Consider the following 25,894-nt stretch of genomic DNA (forward strand, 5'->3'; position numbering starts at 1 on the left):
CGTGCCTCACGGTGTAGATCGCTGGCGCAGCACCAGGGTGCCGTCCTGCTGGGTGAAATCGAGTTGTCTGAGTGCGCTCATGCCGAGCAGCACCTCGTCGCCTTCCATGCCCGGCGCGATCAGCGCCGGCACGTCGGTCAGGCGGATGTCGCCAAGCTGCAGGCTGGGCAGGCGCGTGCGCCAGCCCTGGCTGCGGCCGTTGGCGGTGTCCAGGGTCACCGGCAAACCTCGCGGCAGGCCGAGACGGTCGGCCAGGCGCTGCGGCAGGGCCACCTGGGTGGCGCCGGTGTCGAGCATGAAGGTCACCGCCTCGCTGCCGATCCGGCCGTCCACCACATAGTGGCCAGCGCGATTGCCGACCAGCCGCACTTCCACGTAGCCGTCGCCGCGGGTCGACTGCGGCTGCGGATTGGGGTTGTGCTGACGGGTTTCCCAGGCGCCGAAATAACGGGTGGCCAGCAGGATGCCCGCGCCCCAGGCGAGGAACATCATGATCTTGCCGATCCGCTTGCCCGGCACCGCGTCGTTCATTTGCCACCGAGCCAGCCGCCGGCCGGCGCCGCGAAGCGCAGCACATAGGGGCGGCTATCACCGTCGGCGCGGGCGTGCTCGCCGTTGTCCAGGCCGATCCAGGCCCCCTGGTCGTCGAGAATCAGCGCCTCGGCTACGCCGTAAGGCAGGTCGTAGCGACGCTCCGGAGCCAGCGCACCGGCGGCGAAGGACCAGCAAAGCTCCTGCGCGCCGGTCTTGGCATCGCGGCGGCAGATCTGGTGCGCCAGGCGCTCCAGGGTGAACAGCTTGTCCTTGTACAACGCCAGGTCGGAGAAATCGATCGGCAGCGCGCGCTCTGCGCCCAGCTCCGGCGGCGGCAGCGCGGTGCCGCCTTCGCTGAGCATCACGCAGTTGCCGTCGCACTTCCAGGTACCGTTCTCGTTATGCACCTTGAGCAGGCCACGGCGCTGGCGCTCGGCGGCCAGCCACAGCTGCTTGCCGTCGGCGCTGATGGCAATGCCTTCGTAGAGCGCATTGAACTCCATCAGCAGGCCGCTGGCGCGGGCCTGGCGCAGCAGGTTCTGCGGCAACGGCAGCCAGCTCGGCTCGCCAACGGCCGGCAGCAGCAGGACAGCCGCGTAACCTTCGCTGACCACGTAGCGGTTGCCCGCCTGGTCGCAGCTGATGCCCTCGAAATCCATGGCGCCACCACGCAGCAGCCCGCCGACGGTCACCCGCGCGCGGGTGCCCCAGGACAAGCCGCTTTCCGGCGTGCCCGGCACCACGAACGGTTCGGCGGTGGCCTGCCAGGCCTTGCCCGGTGTGTCGTCGATCAGCAGGCGATAAAGACGGTCGTCGTCGCGGTCGGACACCGTCCACATCTCGCTGCCGCACAGCGCCAGCCCGGAGAGATTGCCGCTGGGCATGCCTTCCACCGGGTGCTCGGCAACGAACTGCAGCGAAGCTGGCGCAGCCGGAATGGCGACCGGCGCGACTGCCTTCGGCGCCTCGACGGGCGCTTGGGCAGCAACGGCGAGGCCGGCGAACAGCCCCAGAGAGGCCAGCAGCCAGCGCATCAGGCGAAGTCCGCCAGGTTGCCTTTGGTTTCCAGCCAGGACTTGCGATCGCCGGCGCGCTTCTTGGCCAGCAGCATGTCCATCATTTCCACGGTGCCGTCGGTGTCTTCCAGGGTCAGCTGGACCAGGCGACGGGTGTTGGGGTCCATGGTGGTTTCGCGCAGTTGCGGCGGGTTCATCTCGCCCAGGCCCTTGAATCGAGTGACCTGAGGCTTGCCGCGTCGCTTCTCGGCCGCCAGGCGATCGAGGATGCCGTCGCGCTCGGCTTCGTCCAGGGCGTAGAAGACTTCCTTGCCCAGGTCGATACGGAACAGCGGCGGCATGGCGACGTAGACGTGGCCGGCCTCCACCAGCGGGCGGAAGTGGCGGACGAACAACGCGCACAGCAAGGTGGCGATGTGCAGGCCGTCGGAGTCGGCGTCGGCGAGGATGCAGATCTTGCCGTAGCGCAGCTGGCTCAGGTCGGCCGCGCCCGGATCGACGCCGATGGCCACGGCGATATCGTGGACTTCCTGGCTGGCGAGCACCTCGCCGCCGTCCACTTCCCAGGTGTTCAGGATCTTCCCGCGCAGCGGCATGATCGCCTGGAACTCCTTGTCCCGCGCCTGCTTGGCCGAGCCACCGGCGGAGTCACCTTCCACCAGGAACAGCTCCGAGCGCATCGGGTCCTGCCCTGCGCAGTCGGCCAGCTTGCCGGGCAGCGCCGGGCCCTGGGTGATCTTCTTGCGCTCGACCTTCTTGCCCGCCTTGAGGCGCCGGCCGGCGTTGCTGATGGCCAGTTCAGCCAGTTGCAGGCCCAGCTCGGGGTGGGCGTTGAGCCACAGGCTGAAGGCATCCTTGACCACACCGGAGACGAACGCGGCGGCCTCGCGGGAGGACAGGCGCTCCTTGGTCTGCCCGGAGAACTGCGGCTCCTGCATCTTCATCGAGAGGACGAAGGCGATGCGCTCCCAGACGTCTTCCGGGGCCAGCTTCACGCCGCGCGGCAGCAGGTTGCGGAACTCGCAGAACTCGCGCATCGCGTCCAGCAGGCCCTGCCGCAGGCCGTTGACGTGGGTGCCGCCCTGGGCGGTGGGGATCAGGTTGACGTAGCTTTCCTGCAGCGATTCGCCGCCCTCGGGCAGCCACAGCAGGGCCCAGTCCACGGCTTCCTTGTTGCCGGCCAGCGAGCCGCAGAACGGCTCGTCGGGCAGGCGCAGGTTCTCGGAGACCGAGTCGACCAGGTAGGAACGCAGGCCGTCCTCGTAGTGCCACTCGATGCGCTCGCCGGTGGACTTGTCCTCGAAGCTGACCAGCAGGCCCGGGCAAAGTACAGCCTTGGCCTTGAGCACGTGCTTCAGGCGGCTGACGGAGAACTTGTGCGAATCGAAGTACTTGGCGTCCGGCCAGAAATGCACGCTGGTGCCGGTGTTGCGCTTGCCGACGGTACCGACGACCTCCAGGTCGCTGGACTTGAAGCCGTCGGCGAAGGTCATGCGGTATTCGTTGCCGTCACGCTTGACCCGCACCTCGACCAGGGTCGACAGCGCGTTCACCACCGAGATGCCCACGCCGTGCAGGCCGCCGGAGAACTGGTAGTTCTTGTTGGAGAACTTGCCACCGGCGTGCAGCTTGGTGAGGATCAGCTCGACGCCGGGCACGCCTTCTTCAGGGTGGATATCCACCGGCATGCCTCGGCCGTCGTCGATCACTTCCAGCGAGTTGTCCTCGTGGAGGATCACCTGCACGCTCTTGGCGTGGCCGGCGAGGGCTTCGTCGACGCTGTTGTCGATGACTTCCTGGGCCAGGTGGTTGGGCCGCGAGGTGTCGGTGTACATGCCCGGGCGCTTGCGCACCGGGTCGAGGCCGGAGAGAACCTCGATGGCGTCTGCGTTATAGGCGTTCTGCTGGGCCATGGGGTTCCTGCTTAATCAGTCGAAGAGGTGATGGCTTCAAATTCGGAGAAATCCACGTCGCGCCACTGGCTGGACGGCACACCGGCAAAGGCCAGGAGCGACGGCAGGTGGCTGACGAAGCGCTGGAAGCTATGGTCGCCGCCGGACTCGATGCGCAACGCGGCGGTCCGGTAATAGCGTTCGGCCGCACGGTAGTCGAGAGTCTCGTCGGCGGTCTGCAGCCATACCTGGTAGCGCGCGCCATCGATGGGCGCGGGGACTTCGAGTTCCGCCAGTGCGGCGACGTGATCCAGGGTCAGTTCCCAGGTCTCGCCGCTGTAGTAGTTGGTCTGCGGGCCGAGCTGGCCGTCGAACAGCCGGTGCGGCGCCACGGCCGGGTTGATCAGCACGGCCTTCAGGCCATGGCGCTCGGCCAGGTACGTCGAGTAATAGCCGCCCAGGGAGCTGCCGATCAGCAGTGGCTGGCCCAGTTCGGCAACGGCGGATTCCAGTTGCGCCATGGCCTGGCGCGGATGGTGATGCAGTTCAGGCACGCGCAGCCGATCGGCCAGGCCCAGGCGCTGCATGGCAGCCGTGAACTGGCGTGCCTTCTGCGAACCGGGCGAACTGTTGAATCCGTGGATATAGAGGAATGCGGTCATGGGCCGGGAGGCTACAAGCTGCAAGTGGCATGCCGCAAGTGGGTCAGCGTCGCAAGGCGTTCGAAGCGTGACCGATCAATAGCCCTTGATGCTGTAGTCGACTTCGAACTCGATGTCGGTCACTCGCGAAACGCCGGTCTGCACTTCACCATCCGCCATAAGCCGTAGCCAGCGGTAGCCCGGCGCCGGGCTGTCGACGCAGAAGTCCTCGCTGCCCGGAGTGAACTGCACGCAGGTCGACGGCGAGGCCAGCAGGCGCACGTCACCGCGCATGCGGTCGATTTCCTGATGCACATGGCCCCAGAGCAGGCAGCGCACGTTCGGGTAGCGGTCGATGACCGCGAACAGTCGCTCCGGGTTGTAGATGCCGATGCGGTCCATCCACTGGCTGCCGATGGAGACAGGATGGTGATGGAAGCTGATCAGCAGGTGCTTGTCCGGCGCGGCCTGGATGGCGCGCTCCAGCAACTGGATCTGTTCGACGGTCATCTGCCCCGGCACCGCGCCGGGAATGGTGGAGTCCAGCAGGATCACGCGCCAGGCGCCCAGGTCGATCACCGGATCGAGCAGGTCGGTGCCGGCCGTGGCTTCGCGCATCGGCTCCATTTCGTCGTGATTGCCGGGGAACCAGCGAGTCGCTGCGTCGATCGGCGCCGTGATGGCGCGGAAGCGCTGGTAGGACTCGACCGAGCCATCCTGGGAGAGATCACCCGTGGCCAGCACCAGATCGATCACCGGTTGCTCCTCGCCCACCAGGCGGACGACCTGCGTCAGGCTGTCGGCGGTATCCATGCCCAGCAGCCGGCCATTCTCCTGCGCAAACAGGTGGCTGTCGGAAAGCTGGACGACCAGGACGGAATCGGAAGCGGTGGGCTGGGTGGGCAAAACGCCTTCTCCTGTGAGGCGGGCGTGCGGGAATTCGTGACGAAGTATGGTGACAGGCGCCCCCCTGAGCAAACCGGGAAAGCGTCACAGATCACAGTTAGGGACACGAGTCTGCGATGGGCGGGCAGGATATCACGGCGCGACCATGCCACATGGCCACCATCGCGATTTCAGCGTTGCAGCACCGGCTCCAGCTCGTGGCCGCAGGACAGGCAGTGGCTCAGCCATTCGCCGAGGAACTGATTGAGCTGGTTCTTCTCGTCCGGCTGGTGCATCGCCTGGTTCGGGTAGGGATAGATCGCCAGCAGGCGGCGCGCCTGCTCGGCGCCGACCACTTCGGCCATGCGTGCATCGTGGTACACCCGTACTTCCAGCTTGGGCGCCGGCAGCCAGGGCAGGCCCAGCTCCTGGCGCACTTGCAGCACGGTGGTGTACGGGCAGGCTTCGATCACGTCCAGCGCCAGCACGCCGAGCAGCCGCTCGCCCTCGCTGAGCGCCACGCGGCGCGAGACCTGGGCCTCGCGCATTTCCGGCAACAGGCGCATCAGGCGCAAGTAGTTCGCCTCGCAGGTCGCCTGCAGACCCGCCAGGTCGACGCGATAGCGCTCGCGCAGCAGATTCACACCCATAACCCCCTGACCTCGGCGCGATTGAGCGCCAGCCATTGCAGGGCGAGCATGCTCGCCGCGTTGTTGATGCGGCCGTCACGCACGGCCTGCAGTGCTTCCTCGAACGGCATGACGTGGACGCGGATGTCCTCGCCCTCCTCCTCCAGCCCGTGGATGCCCGAGGCGGTGCTGCTGTCGCAGCGGCCGACGAACAGGTGCACCAGCTCGTTGCTGCCGCCGGGCGACGGCAGGTACTGGGCGATCGGCCAGAGTGCGCCAAGGGTCAGGCCGGCTTCTTCCACCGCTTCACGGCGCGCCACTTCCTCGGGCTCCTCGTCCTTGTCGATCAGCCCGGCCACCAGCTCCATCAGCCAGGGATTGACCCCGGCGTCCATGGCGCCAACGCGGAACTGCTCGATCAGCACCACTTCATCGCGCTGCGGATCGTAGGGCAACACGCACACGGCATCATGGCGCACGAACAATTCGCGCTTGAGCACCGGGCCCATGCCGCCGGCGAACTGGCGGTGCCGCAGGTGCAGGCGGTCGACCTTGTAGAAGCCCTTGAAGCACTGCTCGCGCTTCTGGATCTCGATGTCCTGGGGGCCTGGCTTGAACGTTTCCGACATCCCGTTCCACTCACTCTGCGTTGAACTTCGCGCCATCCTATCGCGCCGCCGTGGCAGGCGCAGCCTCTTTCGCGGGCCGCCGGGCGGCCGGATGGCTGTGACCGTCGCACACTGCCGCCGCTGCGCCAAAGTGGTTCATACTCATCCGCCGAACCGGCAGCGCCGATGGCGGTCGAACCACTCCATTGCCGGCGAACGTCAACGACAAGGACTCTCATGCGACTTCTGAAACTTGCCGCCCTGGGCAGCATCTGCCTGTTACTGGGGGCGTGCCAGGGACTGTTCAAGCCCTCGCTCGACGAGCCGCTGAGCGCGAGCCATACCGCGTTCGAACACCCGAAACCCGGTTGCCAGGGCGACCAGTGCCCGCTGTTCAACCTCGATACCCTGAGCTTCGACGACGAGCCGGCGCTCAACGAAGCGATCAACGCGCAACTGCTGCAACTGGCCCGTGAAGGCGACGGCGCGGCGCCGGCCAGCCTGGACGTCTACGAGAAGCGCTTCCTCGATTCGGCCCAGCCCGGCTGGAGTTCCTACCTGCAAGCCAAGATCCGCGAACAGCATGACGGTCTGGTGATCATCGAGCTGTCCAGCTATCGCTTCACCGGCGGCGAGTACGGCCAGCCCGGCCGCGCGTTCATCAATTATGATCGACGTATCCACAAGGTGCTCACCCTGCAGGACATTCTTCTGCCCGGCCAGGAGGACAACTTCTGGAAGGTGGCGCGCATGGCGCACCAGGCGTGGATCCTGCAGAACAAGCTGGACGAACAGGACCCGAACTTCTCGAAGGACTGGCCATTCCAGCCGACCGAGCATTTCGCCCTGACCTTCGGCGCCATGACGCTCAAGTACGACATCGACCGAATCGCCCCGCACTCGGTCGGGCACCCGGAACTGAAGATCCCGTACCCGCGCCTGAACGGCATCGTGAAGACCTACTACTTCCCGGGGCGCGGGGCGCAGTAGGTCAACACCGGAGCTGCCGATGAGTCATCGCGGACAGAGTCCGCTCCTGCGCCAGATATTGGCACCCATGGTAGGAGCAGACTCATCCGCGATCCGCCGGCAAGGCCAGCATTGGGCGGCTTCGCGAGCAAGCTCGCTCCTACAGACCCAACGCCGGAGCAACGGCTCTCGCAAAACGCCTCAGGCCGAAGCCGGCGCCCTGACGCCAACACGCCCCAGCAACAGCTGCAACACCGCTGCCACTACCAGCGCCGGCAGGGTCGCACCCAGGTCCGGCTGGTAGTTCGCCAGCAGGTGATACACCACCACGCCACCACCCCAGGCCAGCAGCGAGCCCCAGCGCAAGCCGTGGGGAATTGCAGCCGGCGCGCGGCGACGCAGGACGAAGTGATCGATCAGCACCACGCCGAACAGCGGCGCGAACACCGAGCCGATCAGCAGCAGGAAGTTCTGGTACTGCTCCAGCGGTGCGAACCAGGCGATCAGGGTGCAGATCACCCCGATGGCCAGGGCCAGCAGCTCGACCTTCAGCGGCAGCAGGATGCCACTGGAAACCGCCGCCGAATGGATGTCGGCGAAAGCCTTCTCCGATTCGTCCAGCAGGATCAGCAGCAGCGGGATGCCCATGCCCGCGCCGGCCAACGCCAGCAGCAGTGCGTTGGCGTCGCTGCCCTGGGCGAACGCCAGGGTGTAGGCCACGCCCAGGCCCATCAGCCAGAAGCAGCCGATGAAGAAGCCCAGCGCCGCGCCGGTGAAGGTGTGCCCGGCGCGTTTGCCGAAGCGCGAGTAGTCGGCGATCAGCGGCAGCCAGGACAGCGGCATGGCGATGGCAATGTCGAAGCCCACGGCGAAGGACAGCGAACCGTCGCCCGCCTTGGCCCAGATCGCCGCCAGATCGGCGCGCTGGAACAGATCGAAAGTCAGCCAGACGCACGCAGCGATCAGCAGCCAGATACCCCAGCGGCGCAGCACGCGGCGCACAAAGGCGAGCGGGCCGGCAACCGCCAGCAGGGTCGCCAGCGCGCCGAATACCAGGGTCCATAACGCCGGACTGGTCCAGGCGCCGCCCTCGCCGAAGGCGCGGGTTGCGAGCAGGCTGGCGGCGTCACGCATGACGATGATCTCGAAGGCGCCCCAGCCGATCAGCTGCATCAGGTTCAGCAACGCCGGCAACGCAGCGCCGTGACTGCCCAGGCTGAGCTTGAGCGAAGCCATGGCGGACAGGCCGGTGTCGGTGCCGATCACCCCGGCGCTGGCCAGCAGCAGCACGCCGACCAGGGTGCCGAGCAGGATCGCGCCGAGCGCGCCGGCCAGGCCCAGGCCCGGCGCCAGCAGGGCGCCGGTCTGCAGCACCATCAGGCCGATGCCCAGGGAGAACCAGAGGGAGAACAGGTCGCGCAGGCCGAGCACGCGCTGAGCGCTGCCCACGGCGGAAGTCGGTGAATAGTCGATGGCGGTAGTGGTCACGATGCGTGCAGGGCTCGAAAGGTGGTTTAGGTTTTGTTTTTGCTTTGGCTATTGGTAGGAGCGAGCTTGCTCGCGAACCCAGCTCGCCGCTGACTCCGCTGCTGGGCGGTTCGCGAGCAAGCTCGCTCCTACAGGGCTGCCCGTCCTCGTCATGGGGCGGGCGCGGGTGTCACACCTGCTTGTAGATCACCGAGCCTTCGTCCTTGAAGCGCGCAGCCTGCTCCTGGAAGCCGGCCTCGATGGCTTTCTGCTCATCGGTCAGGCCGTTCTCCTTGGCGTAGTCGCGGACTTCCTGGGTGATCTTCATGGAGCAGAACTTCGGCCCGCACATGGAGCAGAAGTGCGCCACCTTGGCCGAGTCCTTGGGCAGCGTCTCGTCGTGGAAGGCGCGGGCGGTGTCCGGGTCCAGGCCGAGGTTGAACTGGTCTTCCCAGCGGAACTCGAAGCGCGCCTTGGACAACGCGTTGTCGCGGATCTGCGCGCCCGGATGCCCCTTGGCAAGGTCGGCGGCGTGCGCGGCGATCTTGTAGGTGATGATGCCGGTCTTCACGTCATCCTTGTTCGGCAGGCCCAGGTGCTCCTTGGGCGTGACGTAGCAGAGCATGGCGCAGCCGAACCAGCCGATCATCGCCGCGCCGATACCGGAAGTGATGTGGTCATAGCCCGGCGCGATGTCGGTGGTCAGCGGGCCGAGGGTGTAGAACGGCGCTTCGTCGCAGCACTCCAGCTGCTTGTCCATGTTCTCCTTGATCAGGTGCATCGGCACGTGACCGGGACCCTCGATCAGCACCTGGACGTCGTGCTTCCAGGCGATGCGAGTCAGCTCGCCGAGGGTTTCCAGCTCGCCGAATTGCGCGGCGTCGTTGGCGTCGGCAATAGAGCCCGGACGCAGGCCGTCGCCCAGCGAGAAGCTGACGTCGTAGGCCTTCATGATTTCGCAGATTTCCTCGAAGTGCGTATAGAGGAAATTCTCCTGGTGATGGGCCAGGCACCACTTGGCCATGATCGAGCCGCCCCGGGAGACGATGCCGGTGACGCGCTTGGCGGTCAGCGGCACATAGCGCAGCAGCACGCCGGCATGGATGGTGAAGTAGTCCACGCCCTGCTCGGCCTGCTCGATCAGGGTGTCGCGGAAGATTTCCCAGGTCAGGTCCTCGGCGATGCCGTTGACCTTCTCCAGTGCCTGATAGATCGGCACGGTACCGATGGGGACCGGGCTATTGCGCAGGATCCACTCGCGGGTCTCGTGGATGTGCTTGCCGGTAGACAGGTCCATCACCGTGTCGGCGCCCCAACGGATGCCCCAGGTGAGTTTCTCCACTTCTTCCTCGATGGAGGAGCCCAGTGCGCTGTTGCCGATGTTGCCGTTGATCTTCACCAAGAAGTTGCGGCCGATGATCATCGGTTCCAGTTCGGTGTGGTTGATGTTCGCCGGAATGATCGCGCGGCCGCGGGCCACTTCCTCACGGACGAACTCGGGAGTGATTTCCTTCGGAATGCTCGCCCCGAAGCTCTGGCCCGGATGCTGGGCGTCCAGCAGGCCGCCGGCACGGGCCTCCTGCAGCTTCATGTTCTCGCGGATGGCGATGTATTCCATCTCCGGCGTGATGATGCCCTGGCGCGCGTAGTGCATCTGCGTGACGTTCTGGCCGGCCTTGGCGCGGCGCGGGGTGCGCACGTGGGCGAAGCGCAGGGCGTCGAGGCTGGCGTCGGCCAGGCGCGACTGGCCGAACTCGGAGGTCAGGCCGGGAAGGATTTCGGTGTCGCCGCGCTCGTCGATCCAGCGCGAGCGCACGTCCGGCAGGCCCTTGCGCAGGTCGATGCGCACGTCCGGGTCGGTGTAGGGGCCGGAGGTGTCGTAGACCATCACCGGGGCGTTCTTCTCGCCGCCGAAGGCGGTCGGGGTGTCGGCGAGGGAAATTTCCCGCACGGGGACGCGGATGTCCGGGCGGGAGCCGGTCAGGTAGACCTTCTGCGAGTTCGGAAAGGGCTGGGTCGACTGGCGGTCCAGCTGTTCAAGGCGGGTGACGTTGTTTTTCTGGGTGCTCATCCTGGCTCTCCTGGGGTTGATTGCCGGGGAGAACCTGGGACGAAAGGAGCTGCTTGCCGCAGCGAAGGGACGCATCCCGTGGGGACGGGGGCCGGGGCGGAAAGCGCCTGGGGATGCGGTCTTCTTGTTCCCTACGCGGGTGCTAACCCGATCAGGTTCAACGGGATCCGGAACTATCCGATCTCAGCCCCTCGCAATGGGGCACCCCGACAAGAACGCCCGCAGTCTAATCAAGTGCGCACGGATTAGCCAACGCCGCCCGGCCGAAAACGCGCAATTGCCTACGCGCGGCTACACTCCTGCCTCGGAAGGCTCGTACGAACGTGCCTTGACCGCCATCGGCGGCGACCGTAGCCTTGCCCCACCTCGCATCACTTTCCAGGACGAACGAATGCTGCGCAGACTCTCTCTGGCTGTCGCTGTAGCCGCAACGACAGGCTTTGCCTGGGCTGCACAGCCCGCTCCGGCCGCCCCATCCCTGCCCTCCAAGACTGACCTGATCAACGTCTACAAGGACGCCGTTGACAACAACGCCGACCTCGCCGCCGCCCAGGCCGACTACCTGGCGCGCAAGGAGGCCGTGCCCCAGGCGCGTTCCGGCCTGCTGCCGCAGATCAACGCAGGCGCCGATGTTGGCAGCAGCCGCACCTCGCTGGACACCCCCAACGTCACGCTGAACCGCAGCAGCCAGGTGATCCAGGCGACCCTGAGCCAGCCGCTGTTCCGCGCCGACCGCTGGTTCCAGCTCAAGGCGGCGGAAAACACCACCGAACAGGCCCAGCTGGAGTTCTCCGCGACCCAGCAGCAGCTGATCCTGCAGACCGCCCAGACTTACTTCGGCGTATTGCGCGCCCAGGACAACCTGGCCGCCAGCAAGGCCGAGGAAGCGGCCTTCAAGCGCCAGCTCGATCAGTCCAACGAGCGCTTCGATGTCGGCCTGTCCGACAAGACCGACGTACTCGAGTCCCAGGCCAGCTACGACACCGCGCGGGCCAACCGCCTGGTGGCCGAACAGCAGGTGGATGACGCCTTCCAGGCCTTGGTAACACTGACCAACCGCGAGTACAGCTCCATCGAGGGTATCCTCCACTCGCTGCCCGTAGTGCCGCCGATGCCTAACGACGCCAAGGCCTGGGTCGACACCTCGGTGCAGCAGAACCTGCGCCTGCAGGCCAGCAACTACGCGGTCGACGCCGCCGAAGAGACCCTGCGCCAGCGCAAGGCCGGCCACCTGCCGACCGTGGACGCTGTGGCCCAGTACCAGAAGGGCGATAACGACGCTCTGGGCTTCACCAACTCTCCTGGTGATACACACTACGGTAAATGGGTCGACCAGAGCAGCATCGGCCTGCAGCTGAACGTGCCCATCTACAGCGGCGGGCTGACCAGCTCCCAGGTGCGCGAGTCGTACCAGCGCCTGAACCAGAGCGAGCAACTGCGCGAAAGCCAGCGCCGCCAGGTGGTACAGGATGCGCGCAACCAGCACCGCGCGGTAAACACCGACGTCGAGACCGTGAAGGCCCGGCGTCAGGCGATCATCTCCAACCAGAGCTCGCTGGAAGCTACCGAGATCGGCTACCAGGTCGGTACCCGCAACATCGTCGACGTCCTGGACGCCCAGCGCTCGCTGTACAACTCGGTGCGCGACTACAACAACAGCCGCTACGACTACATCCTCGACAACCTGAGCCTCAAGCAGACCGCCGGCACCCTCGCGCCGAGCGACCTCGAGGCACTGGGCGCCTACCTGAAGCCGGACTACAACCCGGACAAGGACTTCCTGCCGCCGGACCTGGCCAAGGCCGCCGAGGCGCAGCTCAAGTCCAAGCCCCAGTACTGAGCCAGCCCCATGCAAAAAGCCCCGCGATGCGGGGCTTTTTCTTTGTATCGTCACGCGCTCCTACAGGGAGACGCCGCGACGCGGGCCGAATGCGACGATCAGTCCCGATACCCCGGCGATACCCGATCCAGCATGCGCAGCAGCGCACTCCACGCCAGGTCGTAGCCATCCGGGTCGCTCAACTCCCCTTCCGCCAGCGGCCGCGCCGGGGCGTTGAATTGTTGCTCGGTGTGACGGCACACCTCCTCCGGCGGGGTCACCAGCTCACCGCCCGCCTGGGCTGCCAGTTGGATGTCACAGGCCTTCTCCAGGTAGTACATGCGCAGGAACGCCTGCTGCACCGTCTGCCCCACGGTCAGCAGGCCGTGGTTGCGCAGCATCAGGCCGTAGTGGTCGCCCAGGTCGCGCACCAGGCGCTCCTGCTCGTCCATCGACAGGGCAATGCCCTCGTAGTCGTGGTAGCCCAGGCGCCCGTAGAACTCCAGGGAGATCTGGTTCAGCGGCAGCAGCCCGCAGGCCTGGGCGGCCACCGCGCAACCGGCGCGGGTATGGGTGTGCAGGACACACTGCGCGTCCTCGCGAGCGCCGTGGATGGCGCTGTGGATCACGAAGCCGGCCGGGTTGACCTTGTACGGCGATGGCTCCACCGCATGGCCGCTGAGGTCGATCTTCACCAGGCTGGATGCGGTGATCTCGTCGAACATCAGGCCATAGGGATTGATCAGGAAATGGTGCTCGGGACCGGGGATGCGTACCGAGATGTGGGTGAAGATCAGGTCGGTCATGCGGTAGTGCGCGATCAGGCGGTAGCAGGCCGCCAACTCCTCGCGCAGCTTCCACTCTTCGGCCGAACAGGTGGCGCGGCTGGGCGCCTGCAGCGACGTCATGGTGCACTTCTCCTCATGGCTTTTCTTGTCTGGAGAAACGCCGGGGCCAGCAAAGGCCCCGGCGTCACAGTCACATTCTGGTTATTGCGCGGCCCAGGCGTTGAAGCGCTCTTCCAGCTCTTCGCCGTGGTCTACCCAGAACTCATCGTCCATCGCCAGGCCCTGGGGCAGGTTCTGCGTGGAGGTCGGCACCCAGCCGGCCAGGTCGGACGGCAGGCGCTCGGCGGCCTGCTTGTTGGTCGGACCATACGCAATGTGCTTCACGTAGTCGACCTGGGCGTCGGGCTGGTTGGCGAAGGCGATGAAGCGCTTTGCCGAGTCGACGTGCTGCGAACCCTTGATGATTGCCCAGTAGTCCATGCCATACAGGCTGCCCGGCCAGACCAGTTGCAGGTTGCGCCCTCCCTTGTAGGCATCGGCGATGCGCCCGGTGTAGGTGGTGGTCATCACCACGTCACCGGCGGCCAGCCACTGCGCCGGTTGCGCGCCGGCTTCCCACCACTGCACGTAGGGCTTGATCTGGTTGAGCTTGGCGAAGGCGCGATCGACGCCGGCCTTGGTGCCCAGCTCCTTGTAGACGTCGGCGGGCTTCACGCCGTCGGCCATCAGGGCGAACTCCAGGTTGTAGATCGCGCGCTTGCGCATGCCCCGCTTGCCGGGGAATTTCTGCACGTCCCAGAAATCCGCCCAGGATTGCGGTGCCGGCTTGAGCTTGTCGGCGTCATAGGCGATGGCCACGCCCCACACCAGGGCAGCCGAGCCGCAGTCCTTGGCCGCATTGGGGATCAACTGCTCCTTGCCGCCGATCTGCTGCCAGTCCAGTGGCACGAACAGGCCTTCGTCGCAGCCGCGGGCCAGGTCCGGACCCTCGATCTGTACCACGTCCCAGTCGGCGTGGCCGGTGTCAGCCATCACCTTGATGCGCGCCATCTCGCCGTTGTACTCGCTCTGGGTCACGCCGACCCCGGACTGCTTGCTGAAGGGCTGGAAGAAGGCCGCGTCCTGGGCCTTCTGGCCGGCGCCGCCGTAGCCGACCACCACCATGTTCTCGGCGGCCTGGGCGGCGCCGCAGCTCAGCCCGAGGGCGAGCAGCAGCGGCGAGACGGCGATCTTGAAGAAGGAGCGTTTGTGGCAGGTGTTGCGGTGAAGAGTCATCGAGCATACCCCCAGTCGTAGGTGGCAATGGACGCAGCCGGGATGGCCGCGCACACGCTGGACGGGCGCGCCGAAACAACGTTGCAAGAAAGGCAGGGCAAAGGGATATCGATTGCCAGCGGGCAGGCCCGCCATGCGAGGGGGGACCGTACGGGACGGTTCATGCGCCTCTCCTCTTGTAGTTGTTGTGGAGCACGTCGCGGTGATCCCGGAATCATCCGGAGCGGGATTGAAACTACCCAGTCACTTTTAAAAAAACAAGTTGATTTTTTACTGCTGGTAAATTTCCATAGGAAGAACTTAAACAACAATTGCTTAGGCAACATCGCCCGTTTCAGGAGAAGCCGCCGTGTCCCAGGTCCGCCATTTCCAGCAATCTGCCCTGCAGTTCCAGCCCTACGGTGGGCAGGACATCGAAAGCGCCGCCATCTGCCGGCTGATAGGCCCGGCGGACAGCGAGACCATGGGGGCGGGCCTGGCCCGCTTCGACGGGGTCTCCATCGAGTGGACCGTGCTCTACGACGAACTGATCGTGGTACTCGAAGGAAACTTCCGCCTGCGCCTGGCCGACCAGGTGATCGACGCCAAGCCGGGCGACGTGATCTGGGTCCCCGAACGCACGCCGCTGGCCTACGAGGGTGAGAAAGCCTGCGTGTTCTACGCCCTCTACCCGGTGGACTGGCAGGCGCGCAACGCCTGAGTCCGCACCCCGGCCGCCCGACGCGGCCGGCGCCGCACCACCCGCTGCACCACAACAAGAATCCGGAGTTGCCCGATGAGCCAGTTTCCCCACCTGTTCAGCCCGCTGCGCATTCGCGGCAAGGCGCTGAAGAACCGCATCATGTCCACCGGGCACGACACCTCGATGCCCACCGACAACCTGGTCAACGACCAGTTGGTGGCCTACCACACCGCCCGCGCCAAGGGCGGCGTCGGCCTGATCGTGCTGCAGGTCGCCGGTGTGCACGACAGCGCCCGTTATACCTCCCACGTGCTGATGGCCACCGATGACGAGTGCATCCCCGGCTACCGGCGCATCGCCGAGGCGTGCCACGCCGAGGGGACCGTGGTGCTGTCCCAGGTGTTCCACCCCGGCCGCGAGATCATGGAGTCCAGTGACGGCCTGCTGGCCGTGGCCTATGCGCCTTCCGCCTCGCCCAACGAACGCTTCCGGGTGATGCCGCGTGAACTGAGCCAGGCGATGATCGACGAGATCATCCAGGGCTACGCCGCCGCCGCGCGCCGCCTGCACGCCGCCGGCATCGACGGCGTGGAAGTGGTCGCCAGCCACGGCTACCTGCCGGCACAGTTCCTCAATCCACGGGTGAACCGCCGTAGCGACGGCTACAACGGCGACCTCGACGCCCGCCTGCGCTTCACCCGCGAAGTGATCGCCGCCGTGCGCGCCGCCACCGACGAAGACTTCATCGTCGGCCTGCGCATTTCCGCCGACGAGCGCGACCCGGAAGGCCTCACCGAGGACGAGTCGCTGCAGGCGGTGAAGTCCCTGCAGAACCAGCTGGACTACGTGCACATCGTCGCCGGCACCTCGGCATCGCTGGGCGGCGCCATCCACATCGTCCCGCCGATGGCCATCGAAGCGGCCTACCTGGCCAATGAAGCCGGCACCTTCAAGCGCAACCTGGAGATCCCGCTGTTCGTCACCGGACGCATCAACCAGCCGCAGGAAGCCGAGCTGATCGTCGCCCGCGGCCAGGCCGATGTCTGCGGCATGACCCGCGCGCTGATCTGCGACCCGCAGATGCCGAGCAAGACCGAAAGCGGCCACGTCGAGGACGTGCGCGCCTGCATCGCCTGCAACCAGGCGTGCATCGGCCACTTCCACCGCGGCTACCCGATTTCCTGCATCCAGCATCCGGAAACCGGCCGCGAACTGATCTACGCCGAACGCAAGATGGCCACCCAGCGCAAGCGTGTGCTGGTGGTCGGTGGCGGGCCGGCAGGCATGAAGGCCGCCGCCGTCGCGGCCCAGCGCGGCCATGACGTAACCCTCTGCGAGGCCAGCGGCCAGCTCGGCGGCCAGGTCAACCTTGCCCAGTTGTTGCCGCGCCGCGCGGAGTTCGGTGGCGCCTCCACCAACCTGCAGCGCGAGATGCAGCTGGCCGGCGTCGAAGTGCGCCGCAACACTCGCGTCGACCGCGCACTGGTAGAAGCCGAGCGTCCCGACGTGGTGATCGTCGCCACTGGCGCCAAGCCCTACCGCCCACCCTACGAGGAGGCCGGCGAGCTGCAGGTGGTGGACGCCTGGCAAGTACTGCGTGGCGAAGTGCAGCTCGGCCGCTCGGTGCTGGTCACCGACTGGCGCGCCGACTGGATCGCTCCCGGCATCGCCGAGCGCCTGGTGCGCGACGGCCACCAGGTGCACCTGGCGGTGAACGGCACCCACGCCGGCGAGAGCCTGCCGCTCTATGTGCGCGACCATCTGGCCGGCGAGCTGCACCGCCTGGGCATCACCATTACCCCCTACGCCCGCCTGTACGGCGTCGATGACAGCACCGTCTACCTGCAACACACCGCCAGCGGCGAGCCGATGCTGGTGGAAAACATCGACACCCTGGTGCTCTGCCAGGGCCACCAACCCGTGGACGAGCTGGCCGACGAGATCGCCGGCCTCGCCGAGGTCCGCCGCATCGGCGACTGCCTGGCGCCGCGCACGGCGGAGGAAGCGATCTACGAGGGGCTCAAGGCGGGTTGGGCGATCTGAGGCACGGAAAGCCACTTTTGAATGAAGCAGCTCCGAATGGTCCGGCTTGCGCATGAGTAGGATGGCGTGGAGCGCAGCGATACCCATCAAGCCCAGGCAGCGGCAGCATGGGTATCGCTGCGCTCCACCCATCCTACGACTGTAGGAGCACGCCATGCGCGCGATCGCGGGCATGGCCCGCTCCTACAGATCAGCCTCGGCGTCAAATGGCACGGCGGCAGACCCACAGCCCCGGCGCATTGTTTAGAATGCCCCACGACGCCACTCGCCAGGACCCCCTTCGCATGAGCCGCAAAGCCCCGCAGGAAGCACCCGCCAACGCCGAAGCGCAGTTCCTCGGCACCCGCATCCGCGGCCTGCGCAAGCGGCGCGGCATGACCCTGGCGGAGCTGGCCGAGCAGAGTGGGCTGACCGCGGGCTACATCAGCCAGCTGGAACGCAACCTGGCCTACCCGTCGATCCCGGCGCTGTTCAACATCGCCCGCAGCCTGGGCGTGACCATCCAGTGGTTCTTCGCCAGCGAAGTGCAGGTCGACCCGGCGGACGCCGGCTACGTGGTGCGGCGCAACGCCCGTACCAGCGTGCATTATGAAGACGGCATCGTCGACGAACTGCTCAGCCCGCAGCCCAGCCGCCAGCTGGAAATCCTTCATTCGAAGTTCCCGCCCGGCACCTACAGCCAACAGAGTTACAGCCACGAGGGCGAGGAAGCCGGCTACCTGCTCAGCGGCACTTTCGAGCTCTGGGTGGGCGAGCGCTATTTCCTGCTCAATGAAGGCGACAGCTTCAGCTACTCCAGCCAGGAGCCGCACCGCTACGGCAACCCCGGAGAGGTGGATGCCGTGGTGCTCTGGGTGATTACACCGCCGACTTTCTGAGGTGCTACCGGCTTTTTGTAGGAGCGAGCTTGCTCGCGAACGCTCTCCCGGCGGCTCGGGTGCCAAGCAGGTTCGCGAGCCAGCTCGCTCCTGCAGCCAGGGCACCGGGAAGCTCTGGGGGAGCTCCCTCTCCCCGGCCCTCCCCCTGAAGGGAGAGGGAGCAAACCGGAGCAATCGGCTGACTCAGCGCTCCGCCTGATACCAAACGGTCCCCTCTCCCTTCAGGGAGAGGGTTAGGGAGAGGCCAAACCGTCACGCCGCTCCCCAATCAACCCTCGATCAACCGTCCCAGCCCATTGAGCAGCCTTTCCAGCGCACCCTGGTTGGCCTTCATCACGTCCAGCCCGGCGTCGGCCATACGCTCGGCAACAGCCGGCTCGTCCCACAGCGCGGCCACGGCCACCGCCAGCGAAGGCGCATCAGCTACTTCGCGCAGCGCGCCAACCTCGCGCAGTTGCGCGGCGATTTCCAGGAAGTTGAACAGGTGCGGGCCGGACAGTACCGGCTTGCCCAGTGCCGCCGGCTCCAGCAGATTGTGCCCGCCATTGGGCACCAGGCTGCCGCCGACGAAGGCGACATCGGCCAGCGCATAGAGGAACAGCAGTTCGCCCATGGTGTCGCCCAGCAGCACCTGGGTTTCCGCCATGACCCGTTCACCGGTGGAACGGCGCTGGGTGCGGAATCCTTCGCGCGTGCACAGTTCGAACATCGGGCTGAAGCGCTCCGGGTGGCGCGGCACCAGAATCAGCAGTGCCCCCGGGTGCTTCTCCAGCAAATGGCGGTGGGCAGCGAGGATGATCTCGTCTTCCCCGGCATGGGTGCTGGCGGCGATCCACACCGGCCGCTGCTGCGCCTGCCACTGGGCGCGCAGGTCATCGGCGCGGGCCAGCAATGCGGGATCGATAGTCAGGTCGAACTTGATCGAGCCAGTGACGCTCACGCAGTCCGGGCGCGCACCGAGCTGGCGGAAGCGCTCGGCCTCGGCCTCGGTCTGCACGGCGATCCAGCTCATCTCTTCCAGCATCGGCCGGGTCAGCCCGGCGAAGCGCGCATAGCCGCGCGCCGAGCGCTCGGACAGCCGCGCATTGGCCAGCGCCACCGGGATGCCGCGCTTGGCGCACTGATGGATATGGTTGGGCCACAGCTCGGTTTCCATGATCACGCCCAGTACCGGCCGTGCACGGTCGAGGAAGCGCGCCGCCGCCCAGGGCAGGTCGTAGGGCAGGTAACAGTGCTGCACCTGGTCGCCGAACATCGCGCGGATACGCTCGGAACCTGTGGGCGTCATGCAGGTGACAGTGATCGGCAGGCCGGGATGGCGCTGCATCAGCGCGCGGATCATCGGCGCGGCGGCGATGCTCTCTCCCACCGACACCGCGTGCACCCAGATGCCGCCGGGCTTGAGCGCCGGCAGGCCAAGGGCGAAGCGCTCGCCGACGCGCTGGGCATAGGCAGGGGCCTTGCGCGAGCGCAGGAACAGGCGCAGCGCGACCAGCGGCAGGCCCAGGTGGAACAGCAGGGTATAGAGGGTCCGGTTCATGGCGGCGGAGAGTAGCAAATTAGCGGGCTTGGCGACCGCACAATCCTGCAGGGTGCACCGTTCTTGGTAGGAGCGAGCTTGCTCGCGAACCGCTTGACGTTGGAGCGGCCGGAAAGTCCTGTTCGCGAGCGAGCTCGCTCCTGCGAAGAGCAGGTCAAACGGGAGCGGCGAGATGCTCGGCAAAGCACTCGCCCAACCAGTTGGCCGCTGGCCCCAGGGGCTCATCACGGCGCCAGACCAGCTCCACCACCAACGGCGGCGGTGTCCAGTCGCTGGCCAGTTCCACCAGCAGCGGCTGGTACGCCGGGTACTGCGCCACGTGGGTCGGCAGCCAGGCCCAGCCGAGGTCGCGCATCAGCAGTTCGGCCATGGCGTAGAAGCTGTCGGCGCGCCACACCAGCGGGCTGATCTGCTCGCCGCCTGGGTAGTGGCTGTCCTGCGGCGCCATCAGCAACTGACGGTGTCTGGCCAGCTCTCGGCGGTCCGCGTAATCCAGCCTGGCCAGCTCATGGCCGGCGCCGCACACGGTGACCATCTCGATAGTTCCCAGGCGCTGCCGTTCGAGCTCCTGCGGCATCCCCTCGTGATGGAACAGCAGGCCAAGGTCCGCGCGGCGCTCCAGCAGCTTGCGCGCCACGTCGCCCTGGGCGCTGCTGGAAAGCTGCACTTCCACCGTGGGGAACTCCTGCGCCAGCGCCTGCAGGCCGGAAAGCACCGGCTGGTAAGGCATCGCCTCGTCCTGTGCCAGTCGCAACAAAGGCTCGGTGCCGCGCACCAGCGACAGTGCGCGGCTCTCCAGCCGTTCGCACTGGCGCAGCACTTCGCGCGCCTCGTCCAGCAGCGCACGCCCCTCGACGGTCAGCACCGGCTGGCGGCCGCTACTGCGCTCGAACAGGGTCACGCCCAGGTCGCTCTCCAGCAGCGCGATGGACGAACTCACCGCAGACTGCACGCGCTTGAGCTGCCGCGCAGCAGCGGAGAAAGACGACTGATCGGCGACGCTGACGAACAGGCGCAACTGGTCCAGGTTCCATTGCATAACCCATCTCCATAGCAGATAGGTAATGACTTTATCCCATCATCCACGGGACTAGAATGGCGACCAGAATCGAACGTCAGCTGCGTGTCGCTCATACCGAGCGGCGTGTCGTTCCGGGGAGCACCCACCATGCCCGGCTATCTCTATCTCGCCATTGCCATCGTCGCCGAAGTCATCGCCACCGCCTCGCTCAAGTCAGTGAAGGGCCTGTCCACGCCTCTGCCGCTGGTACTGGTGATCGTCGGCTACGCCATCTCTTTCTGGATGCTCACCCTGGTGGTGCGCAGCATTCCCGTGGGCATCGCCTATGCCATCTGGGCCGGTCTGGGTATCGTGCTGGTCAGCATTGCGGCCATGGTGCTCTACCAACAGAAGCTCGACTCCGCCGCTCTGCTGGGCATGGGCCTGATCGTCAGCGGGGTCGTGGTGATCCAGCTGTTCTCCGGTAACGCCGGCCACTGACGAGGCAACGGCGCGCAGCCTGCCGCCGCGCGCCAACGGGTTATACTGCGCGCCTTGTTTTCCCCTTCGAGGCGCTTTCATGTCCGAATCCCTGAGCACCGACATCCTCATCGTCGGCGGCGGTATCGCCGGTCTCTGGCTCAATGCCCGCCTGCGGCGCGCTGGCTTTTCCACCGTGCTGGTGGAAAACACTGCGCTGGGCGGCGTGCAGAGCATGCGCTCGCAGGGAATCATCCATGGCGGCACCAAGTACGCCCTGCACGGCGCGTTGACCGGCGCCTCCGAAGCCATCGCCGACATGCCCGCGCTGTGGCGCGACTGCCTGGCCGGCACCGGCGAAGTGGACCTGCGCGGCGTACGTGTGCTCTCCGACGCCCATTACCTGTGGTCCCCCGGCGGCCTGGCCGGCAACCTCACCAGCTTCTTCGCCAGCAAGGCGGTGCGCAGCCGCGTAGCCCAGGTGAAAGGCGGTGACCTGCCACCGGCCCTGCAGGACAAGGCCTTCAAGGGCAAGGCCTACCGCCTCACCGAACTGGTGCTGGACGTGCCCAGCCTGATCTCTCGCCTTGCCGAGCTGGCCGGTGACAGCCTGCTGGCCGGCGAACGCATCGAAGCGTTGCGCGACGGCGGCAAACTGGTCGGGCTGCGCGTAGACGGTCGCGAAATCCGCGCCCAGCGCGTGGTACTCAGCGCCGGCGCCGGCAATGAAGCCTTGCTGCGCGAACTGGGACTGGAACGCCCGGAAATGCAGCGTCGCCCGCTGCACATGGTGCTGCTCACCGCCCCCACCCTGAAGCCGCTCTACGCCCACTGCCTCGGCGGCGGTCCGAAGCCTCGCGTCACCGTCACCACCCACCCGCTGAGCAACGGCGACTGGGTCTGGTACCTGGGCGGCGACATCGCCGAAGCCGGCGGCGTGGGGCGCAACGAGGCCGAGCAGATCGCCGAGGCGCAGCGCGAATTGCACAAGCTGGTGCCGTGGATCGATCTCTCCGCTGCCCGCTGGGCCACCCTGCGCGTCGACCGCGCCGAGCCTTCGCAGAACAACCTGCTGCGCCCGGACAGTGCCTTCCTCGCCGAGGACGACGCGCTGCTGGTCGGCTGGCCGACCAAGCTGGCCCTGGCGCCGAACTTCGCCGATCGCGTACTGGAATCCCTGGAAAAAGCCGGCATTAGCCCACAGGCAACAGCCGCCCTTCCCGAACTGCCACGCCCCGCCATGGCCCGCCCGGTGTGGGAGGAACTGCTCGGATGAAAACCCTGCATCACCTGCACCGCCCGCTGGGCAGTACCGGCCTGAGCGTCTCGCCGCTGGGCCTGGGCACTGTGAAGCTCGGCCGCGACCAGGGCGTGAAGTACCCCGCAGGCTTCCGCATCCCCGATGACCGCGAAGCCGCCGACCTGATCGCGCTGGCCCGCGACCTGGGCATCAACCTGATCGACACCGCCCCGGCCTACGGCCGCAGCGAGGAACGCCTCGGCCCGTTGCTGCGCGGCCAGCGTGACCAGTGGGTGATCGTCAGCAAGACCGGCGAGGAATTCGTCGGCGGCCAGTCGCAGTTCGACTTCAGCGCCGCCCACACCCGTCGCTCGGTGGAGCGCAGCCTGCAGCGCCTGGAGACCGACTACATCGACCTGGTGCTGGTGCATTCCGACGGCAACGACCTGGACATCCTGCGCGGCACCGAGGTCTACGCGACCCTGGAGCGCCTGAAGGACGAAGGGCTGATCCGCGGCTTCGGCTTCTCCGGCAAGACCGCCGACGGCGGCCTGCTGGCCCTGGAGCGCGGCGACTGCGCGATGGTCACCTACAACCTCAACGAGCAGGCGGAAAAGCCGGTGATCGACCATGCCCAGACCCATGGGCGCGGCATCCTGATCAAGAAGGCCCTGGCCAGCGGCCACGCCACTCTCGCCCCCGGCGTCGACCCGGTGCGCGCCAGCATCGAGCTGGTGCTAGGCCATCCGGGCGTGGCCAGCGCCATCGTCGGCACCATCAATCCGCTGCATCTGGCCCACAACGTGGCGATCGCGACTGAGGTGCTCGACCGCTGATCGACGGTCATGTGGATTACGTATTCCTGTGCCATGCTCAGATTCCCCTGGGGTCTCTCGGGGGCACAGAAACTGTCGCCAACCGGTGATTGCCAAGGAAATTCCTCGTGATCACCAAGCCTTTCAGGGAAAAATCCGGAAATCCTTTTGATTTTCGATGACACCAGGAGCGGTGTCAGGCTGTCTAGGTTGTAGCGACCCCGTAGAAAACGCTCGGCCGGACCGTCCCTCCAGACGGTCAGCGTTCGCGTCGGCGTCGCCCGCCAGTCAACCAACTGAAGGGACACGCCAGCGCAACCCGGCGCCCTGTACGACCAGGCCCTGCAAGACCAGGCTCTGCAAGAAAAGGAAGCCCACATGCCCCGTACGCTCGCCCGCAAGGACCCGACCGCCTTCAAGACCCTGCCGCTGCTGGTGGAAGCCAGCCCGGAAGGTCTCGCCTACCAGACCCTCGGCAAGCCCCTGAACTTCGCCCAGGTCCTGGAAAAGCGCCGCCCCATCGAGATCCCCGAGACCGAACGCTTCACCACCGAACTGGCCAACCTTGGCGTTTCGGTGCGTCTGACCCTGAACTATCAGGGCCGCGATCACTGGATTCTGGTTCGCCAGCGCCGCCTGGACCGTGGCGACACGGTGCTCAAGCTGATTTCCGGCTACGTGCCGGCCCACGAACTGAACCTGCCGCTGCTCACCGCGATCCAGGAAGTGGCCGAGGAATGCCTGGTGGAAACCGCCGACGGCTGGCTCGGCGGGCGCTTCGGCGACACCTGGCTGCCGACGCCCTACGAGGGCATCCTGCGCTACCGCGAGAGCAGCCACTTCTCCCTGACCCCGCTGTCCGGCGCCTCGCGCCCGGTGCAGGCCGGCGCGCTGCGCCTGCTGGAGCGCCCGCAGGCTTACGTGCACCTGCCAACGGCCTCACTGCAGCTGGTCTATGACCTGCGCATGGAGCTACCCAAGGATGCCCGCGAGGTCAGCCTGTTCCACGTCGACGAGAAACTCGAAAGCGGCCCGCTGGTGGCCCGCCTCGACCGTCGCCGCCCGGACATCTACCTGCTGCCACTGGACCACGGCCAGCCGACCGGCGAGCTGTTCACCCTGAGCAAGGGCGAGCTGAGCAAGGCCAGCACCCGAGGCCTGTGGCTGTCGGAGAGCTTTGCCGAGCAGGACGGCTGGCTCGTCCGCGAGGAACGCATCCGCTTCCGCGAATGGATGGAGCAATGGCCGCCCGCCGCCGGCAATGCCGGCAGCGGGCGGCGCACGGCCTGAGGCCGTCATCTGTCCCAGCCGGCCTTGACCTGTAGGAGCGAGCTTGCTCGCGAACCGCCCAACGCCATCGTGCTCGGGGACGTTGTTCGCGAGCAAGCTCGCTCCTACAAGAGCCCAGCGCTCACTTAAGCTGGCTGGAACTCTTGCCCAGCAGCCGCCGCGCCACGATCAGCAACTGGATCTGCTGGGTGCCTTCGAAGATGTCGAGGATCTTCGAGTCCCGCGCCCACTTCTCCAGCAACTCCTCCTCCCCATAGCCCAGCGCCCCCGCCAACTCGACACATTTGAGCGTGACCTCGTTGGCGACCCGACCGGCCTTGGCCTTGGCGATGGAAGCCTCCTTGGAGTTGGGCAGGCGGTTGTCGGCCATCCAGGCGGCCTTCAGGGTCAGCAGGCGCGCGGCTTCCCATTCGGCTTCCAGGCGGTACAGCGTGGCTTCGACATGACTGGCCGTAAGCAGCGGTTGTCGATAGTCGAAGCGGCAGCCCGCCTTTTTCAGCAGCTCGCGGGTACGGTCCAGCGAGGCCTTGGCCACGCCGATGGCCATGGCGGCGACCAGCGGACGGGTGTTGTCGAAGGTTTCCATCACCCCGGCAAAGCCCTTCTGCACGTCGATCTCGGCGTTGCCCAGCAGGTTGGCGGCCGGCACGCGGCAGTCGCTGAAGCTGATGGAGGCAGTGTCCGAGGCCTTGATGCCGAGCTTCTTCTCCAGGCGCGTGACGGTCATGCCGGGCGTGCCCTTTTCCACCACGAAGGACTTGATCGCGGCACGACCCAGGCTCTTGTCCAGGGTCGCCCAGACCACCACCGCGTCGGCGCGGGCGCCGGAGGTGACGAAGATCTTCTCGCCGTTGAGCACATAGTCATCACCGTCGCGGGTGGCGCTGGTGCGGATCGCTGCCGAGTCCGAACCACAGCCCGGTTCGGTGATGGCCATGGCCGCCCAGGTGCCGGAGAAGCGCTTGAGCTGCTCCTCGTTGGCCACCGCGGCGATGGCAGCGTTGCCCAGCCCCTGACGCGGCATGGCCAGCAGCAGGCCGGTGTCGCCCCAGCACATTTCCATCACACCCAGGCAGGCGGAGAGGTTGCCGCCGTTCTTCACACCCTCCTCCGCTCCGGCCTTGCGCTTGCTGGCCGAGGTGGCGCCGACGGCGTCCGGCGAGCCGGCGTTCATGCCGTCCAGCAATGCGGCCAGCAGGTCCAGCTCCTTGGGATAGGCGTGCTCAGCCTTGTCGTACTTGCGGGAGATCGGTCGCAGGTAGTTCTCCGCCACCTGGCGGGCCTGGTTCTGCAAGGTGCGGAATTTCTTTGGCGTCTCGAGGTACATTCAAG

Annotated in this window: 23 protein-coding genes and 1 riboswitch; of the genes, 9 read left to right on the forward strand and 14 right to left on the reverse strand. The window is 66.6% G+C overall.

The annotated features are described in order from the left end of the window. Positions 1 to 6 precede the first annotated feature (6 nt). The 7 genes from ACKI1H_RS01695 to ACKI1H_RS01725 form a co-directional block, all read right to left on the reverse strand. Entirely contained in the window at positions 7 to 531 is a 525-nt protein-coding gene (locus ACKI1H_RS01695; protein ID WP_138524102.1) for a retropepsin-like aspartic protease family protein, read from the reverse strand. Further along, a complete protein-coding gene (locus tag ACKI1H_RS01700; protein WP_440467488.1) occupies positions 528 to 1,568 on the reverse strand; it encodes an esterase-like activity of phytase family protein in 1,041 nt (346 codons plus the stop codon). Before ACKI1H_RS01700 ends, ACKI1H_RS01695 begins: the two co-directional genes overlap by 4 nt. Then, the gene (parE, locus tag ACKI1H_RS01705; RefSeq protein ID WP_138524098.1) at positions 1,568 to 3,463 is read right to left on the reverse strand and encodes a DNA topoisomerase IV subunit B; all 1,896 of its coding nucleotides are present in this window, start codon (positions 3,461 to 3,463) and stop codon (positions 1,568 to 1,570) included. The genes ACKI1H_RS01700 and parE overlap by 1 nt, the downstream gene beginning before the upstream one ends. A gap of 11 nt (positions 3,464 to 3,474) precedes the next feature. After that, entirely contained in the window at positions 3,475 to 4,104 is a 630-nt protein-coding gene (locus ACKI1H_RS01710; RefSeq protein WP_138524096.1) for a YqiA/YcfP family alpha/beta fold hydrolase, read from the reverse strand. 75 nt (positions 4,105 to 4,179) lie between these two features. After that, entirely contained in the window at positions 4,180 to 4,989 is an 810-nt protein-coding gene (gene cpdA, locus ACKI1H_RS01715; protein WP_440467489.1) for a 3',5'-cyclic-AMP phosphodiesterase, read from the reverse strand. Between the two features lie 170 nt (positions 4,990 to 5,159). Then, positions 5,160 to 5,618 (reverse strand): DUF1249 domain-containing protein, encoded by a 459-nt coding sequence (locus tag ACKI1H_RS01720; RefSeq protein ID WP_045216166.1) that lies wholly within the window; start codon positions 5,616 to 5,618, stop codon positions 5,160 to 5,162. Then, positions 5,609 to 6,226, reverse strand: coding sequence for an NUDIX domain-containing protein (locus ACKI1H_RS01725; protein ID WP_138524092.1), 618 nt, complete (start codon positions 6,224 to 6,226; stop codon positions 5,609 to 5,611). The genes ACKI1H_RS01720 and ACKI1H_RS01725 overlap by 10 nt, the downstream gene beginning before the upstream one ends. A gap of 216 nt (positions 6,227 to 6,442) precedes the next feature. Between ACKI1H_RS01725 and ACKI1H_RS01730 the strand changes: the two genes are divergently transcribed. Next, positions 6,443 to 7,195, forward strand: a complete 753-nt coding sequence (locus ACKI1H_RS01730; protein WP_440467490.1) for an RsiV family protein — start codon at positions 6,443 to 6,445, stop codon at positions 7,193 to 7,195. 180 nt (positions 7,196 to 7,375) lie between these two features. Here ACKI1H_RS01730 and cytX read toward each other — a convergent pair whose 3' ends face one another. Next, the gene (cytX, locus tag ACKI1H_RS01735; RefSeq protein WP_440467491.1) at positions 7,376 to 8,662 is read right to left on the reverse strand and encodes a putative hydroxymethylpyrimidine transporter CytX; all 1,287 of its coding nucleotides are present in this window, start codon (positions 8,660 to 8,662) and stop codon (positions 7,376 to 7,378) included. A 169-nt stretch (positions 8,663 to 8,831) separates the two neighbouring features. Then, positions 8,832 to 10,712 (reverse strand): phosphomethylpyrimidine synthase ThiC, encoded by a 1,881-nt coding sequence (thiC, locus tag ACKI1H_RS01740; RefSeq protein ID WP_138524086.1) that lies wholly within the window; start codon positions 10,710 to 10,712, stop codon positions 8,832 to 8,834. A gap of 111 nt (positions 10,713 to 10,823) precedes the next feature. After that, a riboswitch (TPP riboswitch) is annotated at positions 10,824 to 10,931 on the reverse strand. A 172-nt stretch (positions 10,932 to 11,103) separates the two neighbouring features. Here thiC and ACKI1H_RS01745 point away from each other — a divergent pair. After that, on the forward strand, positions 11,104 to 12,552 hold the full coding sequence (locus ACKI1H_RS01745; RefSeq protein ID WP_440467492.1) for a TolC family outer membrane protein: 1,449 nt from the start codon (positions 11,104 to 11,106) through the stop codon (positions 12,550 to 12,552). A 98-nt stretch (positions 12,553 to 12,650) separates the two neighbouring features. Here ACKI1H_RS01745 and ACKI1H_RS01750 read toward each other — a convergent pair whose 3' ends face one another. Then, complete coding sequence (locus ACKI1H_RS01750; protein ID WP_440467493.1) at positions 12,651 to 13,439, reverse strand: class II aldolase/adducin family protein; 789 nt, start codon at positions 13,437 to 13,439, stop codon at positions 12,651 to 12,653. A gap of 81 nt (positions 13,440 to 13,520) precedes the next feature. Then, positions 13,521 to 14,594, reverse strand: a complete 1,074-nt coding sequence (locus ACKI1H_RS01755) for an ABC transporter substrate-binding protein (protein ID WP_138524080.1) — start codon at positions 14,592 to 14,594, stop codon at positions 13,521 to 13,523. A gap of 349 nt (positions 14,595 to 14,943) precedes the next feature. Here ACKI1H_RS01755 and ACKI1H_RS01760 point away from each other — a divergent pair, with 349 nt between their 5' ends. From ACKI1H_RS01760 to ACKI1H_RS01770, 3 genes are all read left to right on the forward strand, one after another. Beyond that, a complete protein-coding gene (locus ACKI1H_RS01760) occupies positions 14,944 to 15,294 on the forward strand; it encodes a cupin domain-containing protein (RefSeq protein ID WP_138524078.1) in 351 nt (116 codons plus the stop codon). Positions 15,295 to 15,369: 75 nt separating this feature from the next. Further along, the gene (locus tag ACKI1H_RS01765; protein ID WP_440467494.1) at positions 15,370 to 17,319 is read left to right on the forward strand and encodes an oxidoreductase; all 1,950 of its coding nucleotides are present in this window, start codon (positions 15,370 to 15,372) and stop codon (positions 17,317 to 17,319) included. Positions 17,320 to 17,603: 284 nt separating this feature from the next. After that, on the forward strand, positions 17,604 to 18,197 hold the full coding sequence (locus tag ACKI1H_RS01770; protein WP_138524074.1) for a helix-turn-helix domain-containing protein: 594 nt from the start codon (positions 17,604 to 17,606) through the stop codon (positions 18,195 to 18,197). 268 nt (positions 18,198 to 18,465) lie between these two features. Here ACKI1H_RS01770 and waaA read toward each other — a convergent pair whose 3' ends face one another. Together waaA and ACKI1H_RS01780 are read right to left on the reverse strand one after the other, a co-directional pair. Further along, positions 18,466 to 19,737, reverse strand: coding sequence for a lipid IV(A) 3-deoxy-D-manno-octulosonic acid transferase (waaA, locus tag ACKI1H_RS01775; RefSeq protein WP_440467495.1), 1,272 nt, complete (start codon positions 19,735 to 19,737; stop codon positions 18,466 to 18,468). Positions 19,738 to 19,891: 154 nt separating this feature from the next. Beyond that, a complete protein-coding gene (locus ACKI1H_RS01780) occupies positions 19,892 to 20,776 on the reverse strand; it encodes a LysR family transcriptional regulator (protein WP_138524070.1) in 885 nt (294 codons plus the stop codon). A 129-nt stretch (positions 20,777 to 20,905) separates the two neighbouring features. Between ACKI1H_RS01780 and ACKI1H_RS01785 the strand changes: the two genes are divergently transcribed. The 4 genes from ACKI1H_RS01785 (at position 20,906) to ACKI1H_RS01800 (ending at position 24,562) form a co-directional block, all read left to right on the forward strand. Continuing rightward, positions 20,906 to 21,238, forward strand: coding sequence for a DMT family transporter (locus ACKI1H_RS01785; RefSeq protein ID WP_138524068.1), 333 nt, complete (start codon positions 20,906 to 20,908; stop codon positions 21,236 to 21,238). A gap of 79 nt (positions 21,239 to 21,317) precedes the next feature. Further along, entirely contained in the window at positions 21,318 to 22,493 is a 1,176-nt protein-coding gene (locus ACKI1H_RS01790; RefSeq protein WP_440467496.1) for an NAD(P)/FAD-dependent oxidoreductase, read from the forward strand. Continuing rightward, on the forward strand, positions 22,490 to 23,293 hold the full coding sequence (locus ACKI1H_RS01795) for an aldo/keto reductase (RefSeq protein ID WP_440467497.1): 804 nt from the start codon (positions 22,490 to 22,492) through the stop codon (positions 23,291 to 23,293). Before ACKI1H_RS01790 ends, ACKI1H_RS01795 begins: the two co-directional genes overlap by 4 nt. A gap of 357 nt (positions 23,294 to 23,650) precedes the next feature. After that, a complete protein-coding gene (locus ACKI1H_RS01800; protein ID WP_440467498.1) occupies positions 23,651 to 24,562 on the forward strand; it encodes a metal ABC transporter ATPase in 912 nt (303 codons plus the stop codon). A gap of 121 nt (positions 24,563 to 24,683) precedes the next feature. Here the strand turns inward: ACKI1H_RS01800 and ACKI1H_RS01805 are convergent, their stop codons facing one another. Continuing rightward, positions 24,684 to 25,889 carry an acyl-CoA dehydrogenase family protein gene (locus ACKI1H_RS01805; protein ID WP_280055191.1) on the reverse strand — a complete coding sequence of 402 codons (1,206 nt, stop codon included), beginning with the start codon at positions 25,887 to 25,889 and terminating at the stop codon, positions 24,684 to 24,686. Positions 25,890 to 25,894: the final 5 nt, after the last annotated feature.

It is taken from the genome of Pseudomonas sp. YH-1, assembly GCF_051990045.1.
GTDB lineage: Bacteria > Pseudomonadota > Gammaproteobacteria > Pseudomonadales > Pseudomonadaceae > Pseudomonas > Pseudomonas nicosulfuronedens.

What these genes read in the sequence shown, in the direction of transcription:
- ACKI1H_RS01750 (WP_440467493.1), bottom strand. Translation starts at nt 13,439, where the DNA reads ATGACGTCGCTGCAGGCGCCCAGCCGCGCCACCTGTTCGGCCGAAGAG.
- ACKI1H_RS01730 (WP_440467490.1), top strand. Translation starts at nt 6,443, where the DNA reads ATGCGACTTCTGAAACTTGCCGCCCTGGGCAGCATCTGCCTGTTACTG.
- ACKI1H_RS01745 (WP_440467492.1), top strand. Translation starts at nt 11,104, where the DNA reads ATGCTGCGCAGACTCTCTCTGGCTGTCGCTGTAGCCGCAACGACAGGC.
- ACKI1H_RS01770 (WP_138524074.1), top strand. Translation starts at nt 17,604, where the DNA reads ATGAGCCGCAAAGCCCCGCAGGAAGCACCCGCCAACGCCGAAGCGCAG.
- ACKI1H_RS01755 (WP_138524080.1), bottom strand. Translation starts at nt 14,594, where the DNA reads ATGACTCTTCACCGCAACACCTGCCACAAACGCTCCTTCTTCAAGATC.
- parE (WP_138524098.1), bottom strand. Translation starts at nt 3,463, where the DNA reads ATGGCCCAGCAGAACGCCTATAACGCAGACGCCATCGAGGTTCTCTCC.
- ACKI1H_RS01765 (WP_440467494.1), top strand. Translation starts at nt 15,370, where the DNA reads ATGAGCCAGTTTCCCCACCTGTTCAGCCCGCTGCGCATTCGCGGCAAG.
- ACKI1H_RS01710 (WP_138524096.1), bottom strand. Translation starts at nt 4,104, where the DNA reads ATGACCGCATTCCTCTATATCCACGGATTCAACAGTTCGCCCGGTTCG.
- ACKI1H_RS01695 (WP_138524102.1), bottom strand. Translation starts at nt 531, where the DNA reads ATGAACGACGCGGTGCCGGGCAAGCGGATCGGCAAGATCATGATGTTC.
- ACKI1H_RS01800 (WP_440467498.1), top strand. Translation starts at nt 23,651, where the DNA reads ATGCCCCGTACGCTCGCCCGCAAGGACCCGACCGCCTTCAAGACCCTG.
- thiC (WP_138524086.1), bottom strand. Translation starts at nt 10,712, where the DNA reads ATGAGCACCCAGAAAAACAACGTCACCCGCCTTGAACAGCTGGACCGC.
- ACKI1H_RS01785 (WP_138524068.1), top strand. Translation starts at nt 20,906, where the DNA reads ATGCCCGGCTATCTCTATCTCGCCATTGCCATCGTCGCCGAAGTCATC.
- ACKI1H_RS01720 (WP_045216166.1), bottom strand. Translation starts at nt 5,618, where the DNA reads ATGGGTGTGAATCTGCTGCGCGAGCGCTATCGCGTCGACCTGGCGGGT.
- ACKI1H_RS01790 (WP_440467496.1), top strand. Translation starts at nt 21,318, where the DNA reads ATGTCCGAATCCCTGAGCACCGACATCCTCATCGTCGGCGGCGGTATC.
- ACKI1H_RS01700 (WP_440467488.1), bottom strand. Translation starts at nt 1,568, where the DNA reads ATGCGCTGGCTGCTGGCCTCTCTGGGGCTGTTCGCCGGCCTCGCCGTT.
- waaA (WP_440467495.1), bottom strand. Translation starts at nt 19,737, where the DNA reads ATGAACCGGACCCTCTATACCCTGCTGTTCCACCTGGGCCTGCCGCTG.
- ACKI1H_RS01780 (WP_138524070.1), bottom strand. Translation starts at nt 20,776, where the DNA reads ATGCAATGGAACCTGGACCAGTTGCGCCTGTTCGTCAGCGTCGCCGAT.
- ACKI1H_RS01795 (WP_440467497.1), top strand. Translation starts at nt 22,490, where the DNA reads ATGAAAACCCTGCATCACCTGCACCGCCCGCTGGGCAGTACCGGCCTG.
- ACKI1H_RS01805 (WP_280055191.1), bottom strand. Translation starts at nt 25,889, where the DNA reads ATGTACCTCGAGACGCCAAAGAAATTCCGCACCTTGCAGAACCAGGCC.
- ACKI1H_RS01725 (WP_138524092.1), bottom strand. Translation starts at nt 6,226, where the DNA reads ATGTCGGAAACGTTCAAGCCAGGCCCCCAGGACATCGAGATCCAGAAG.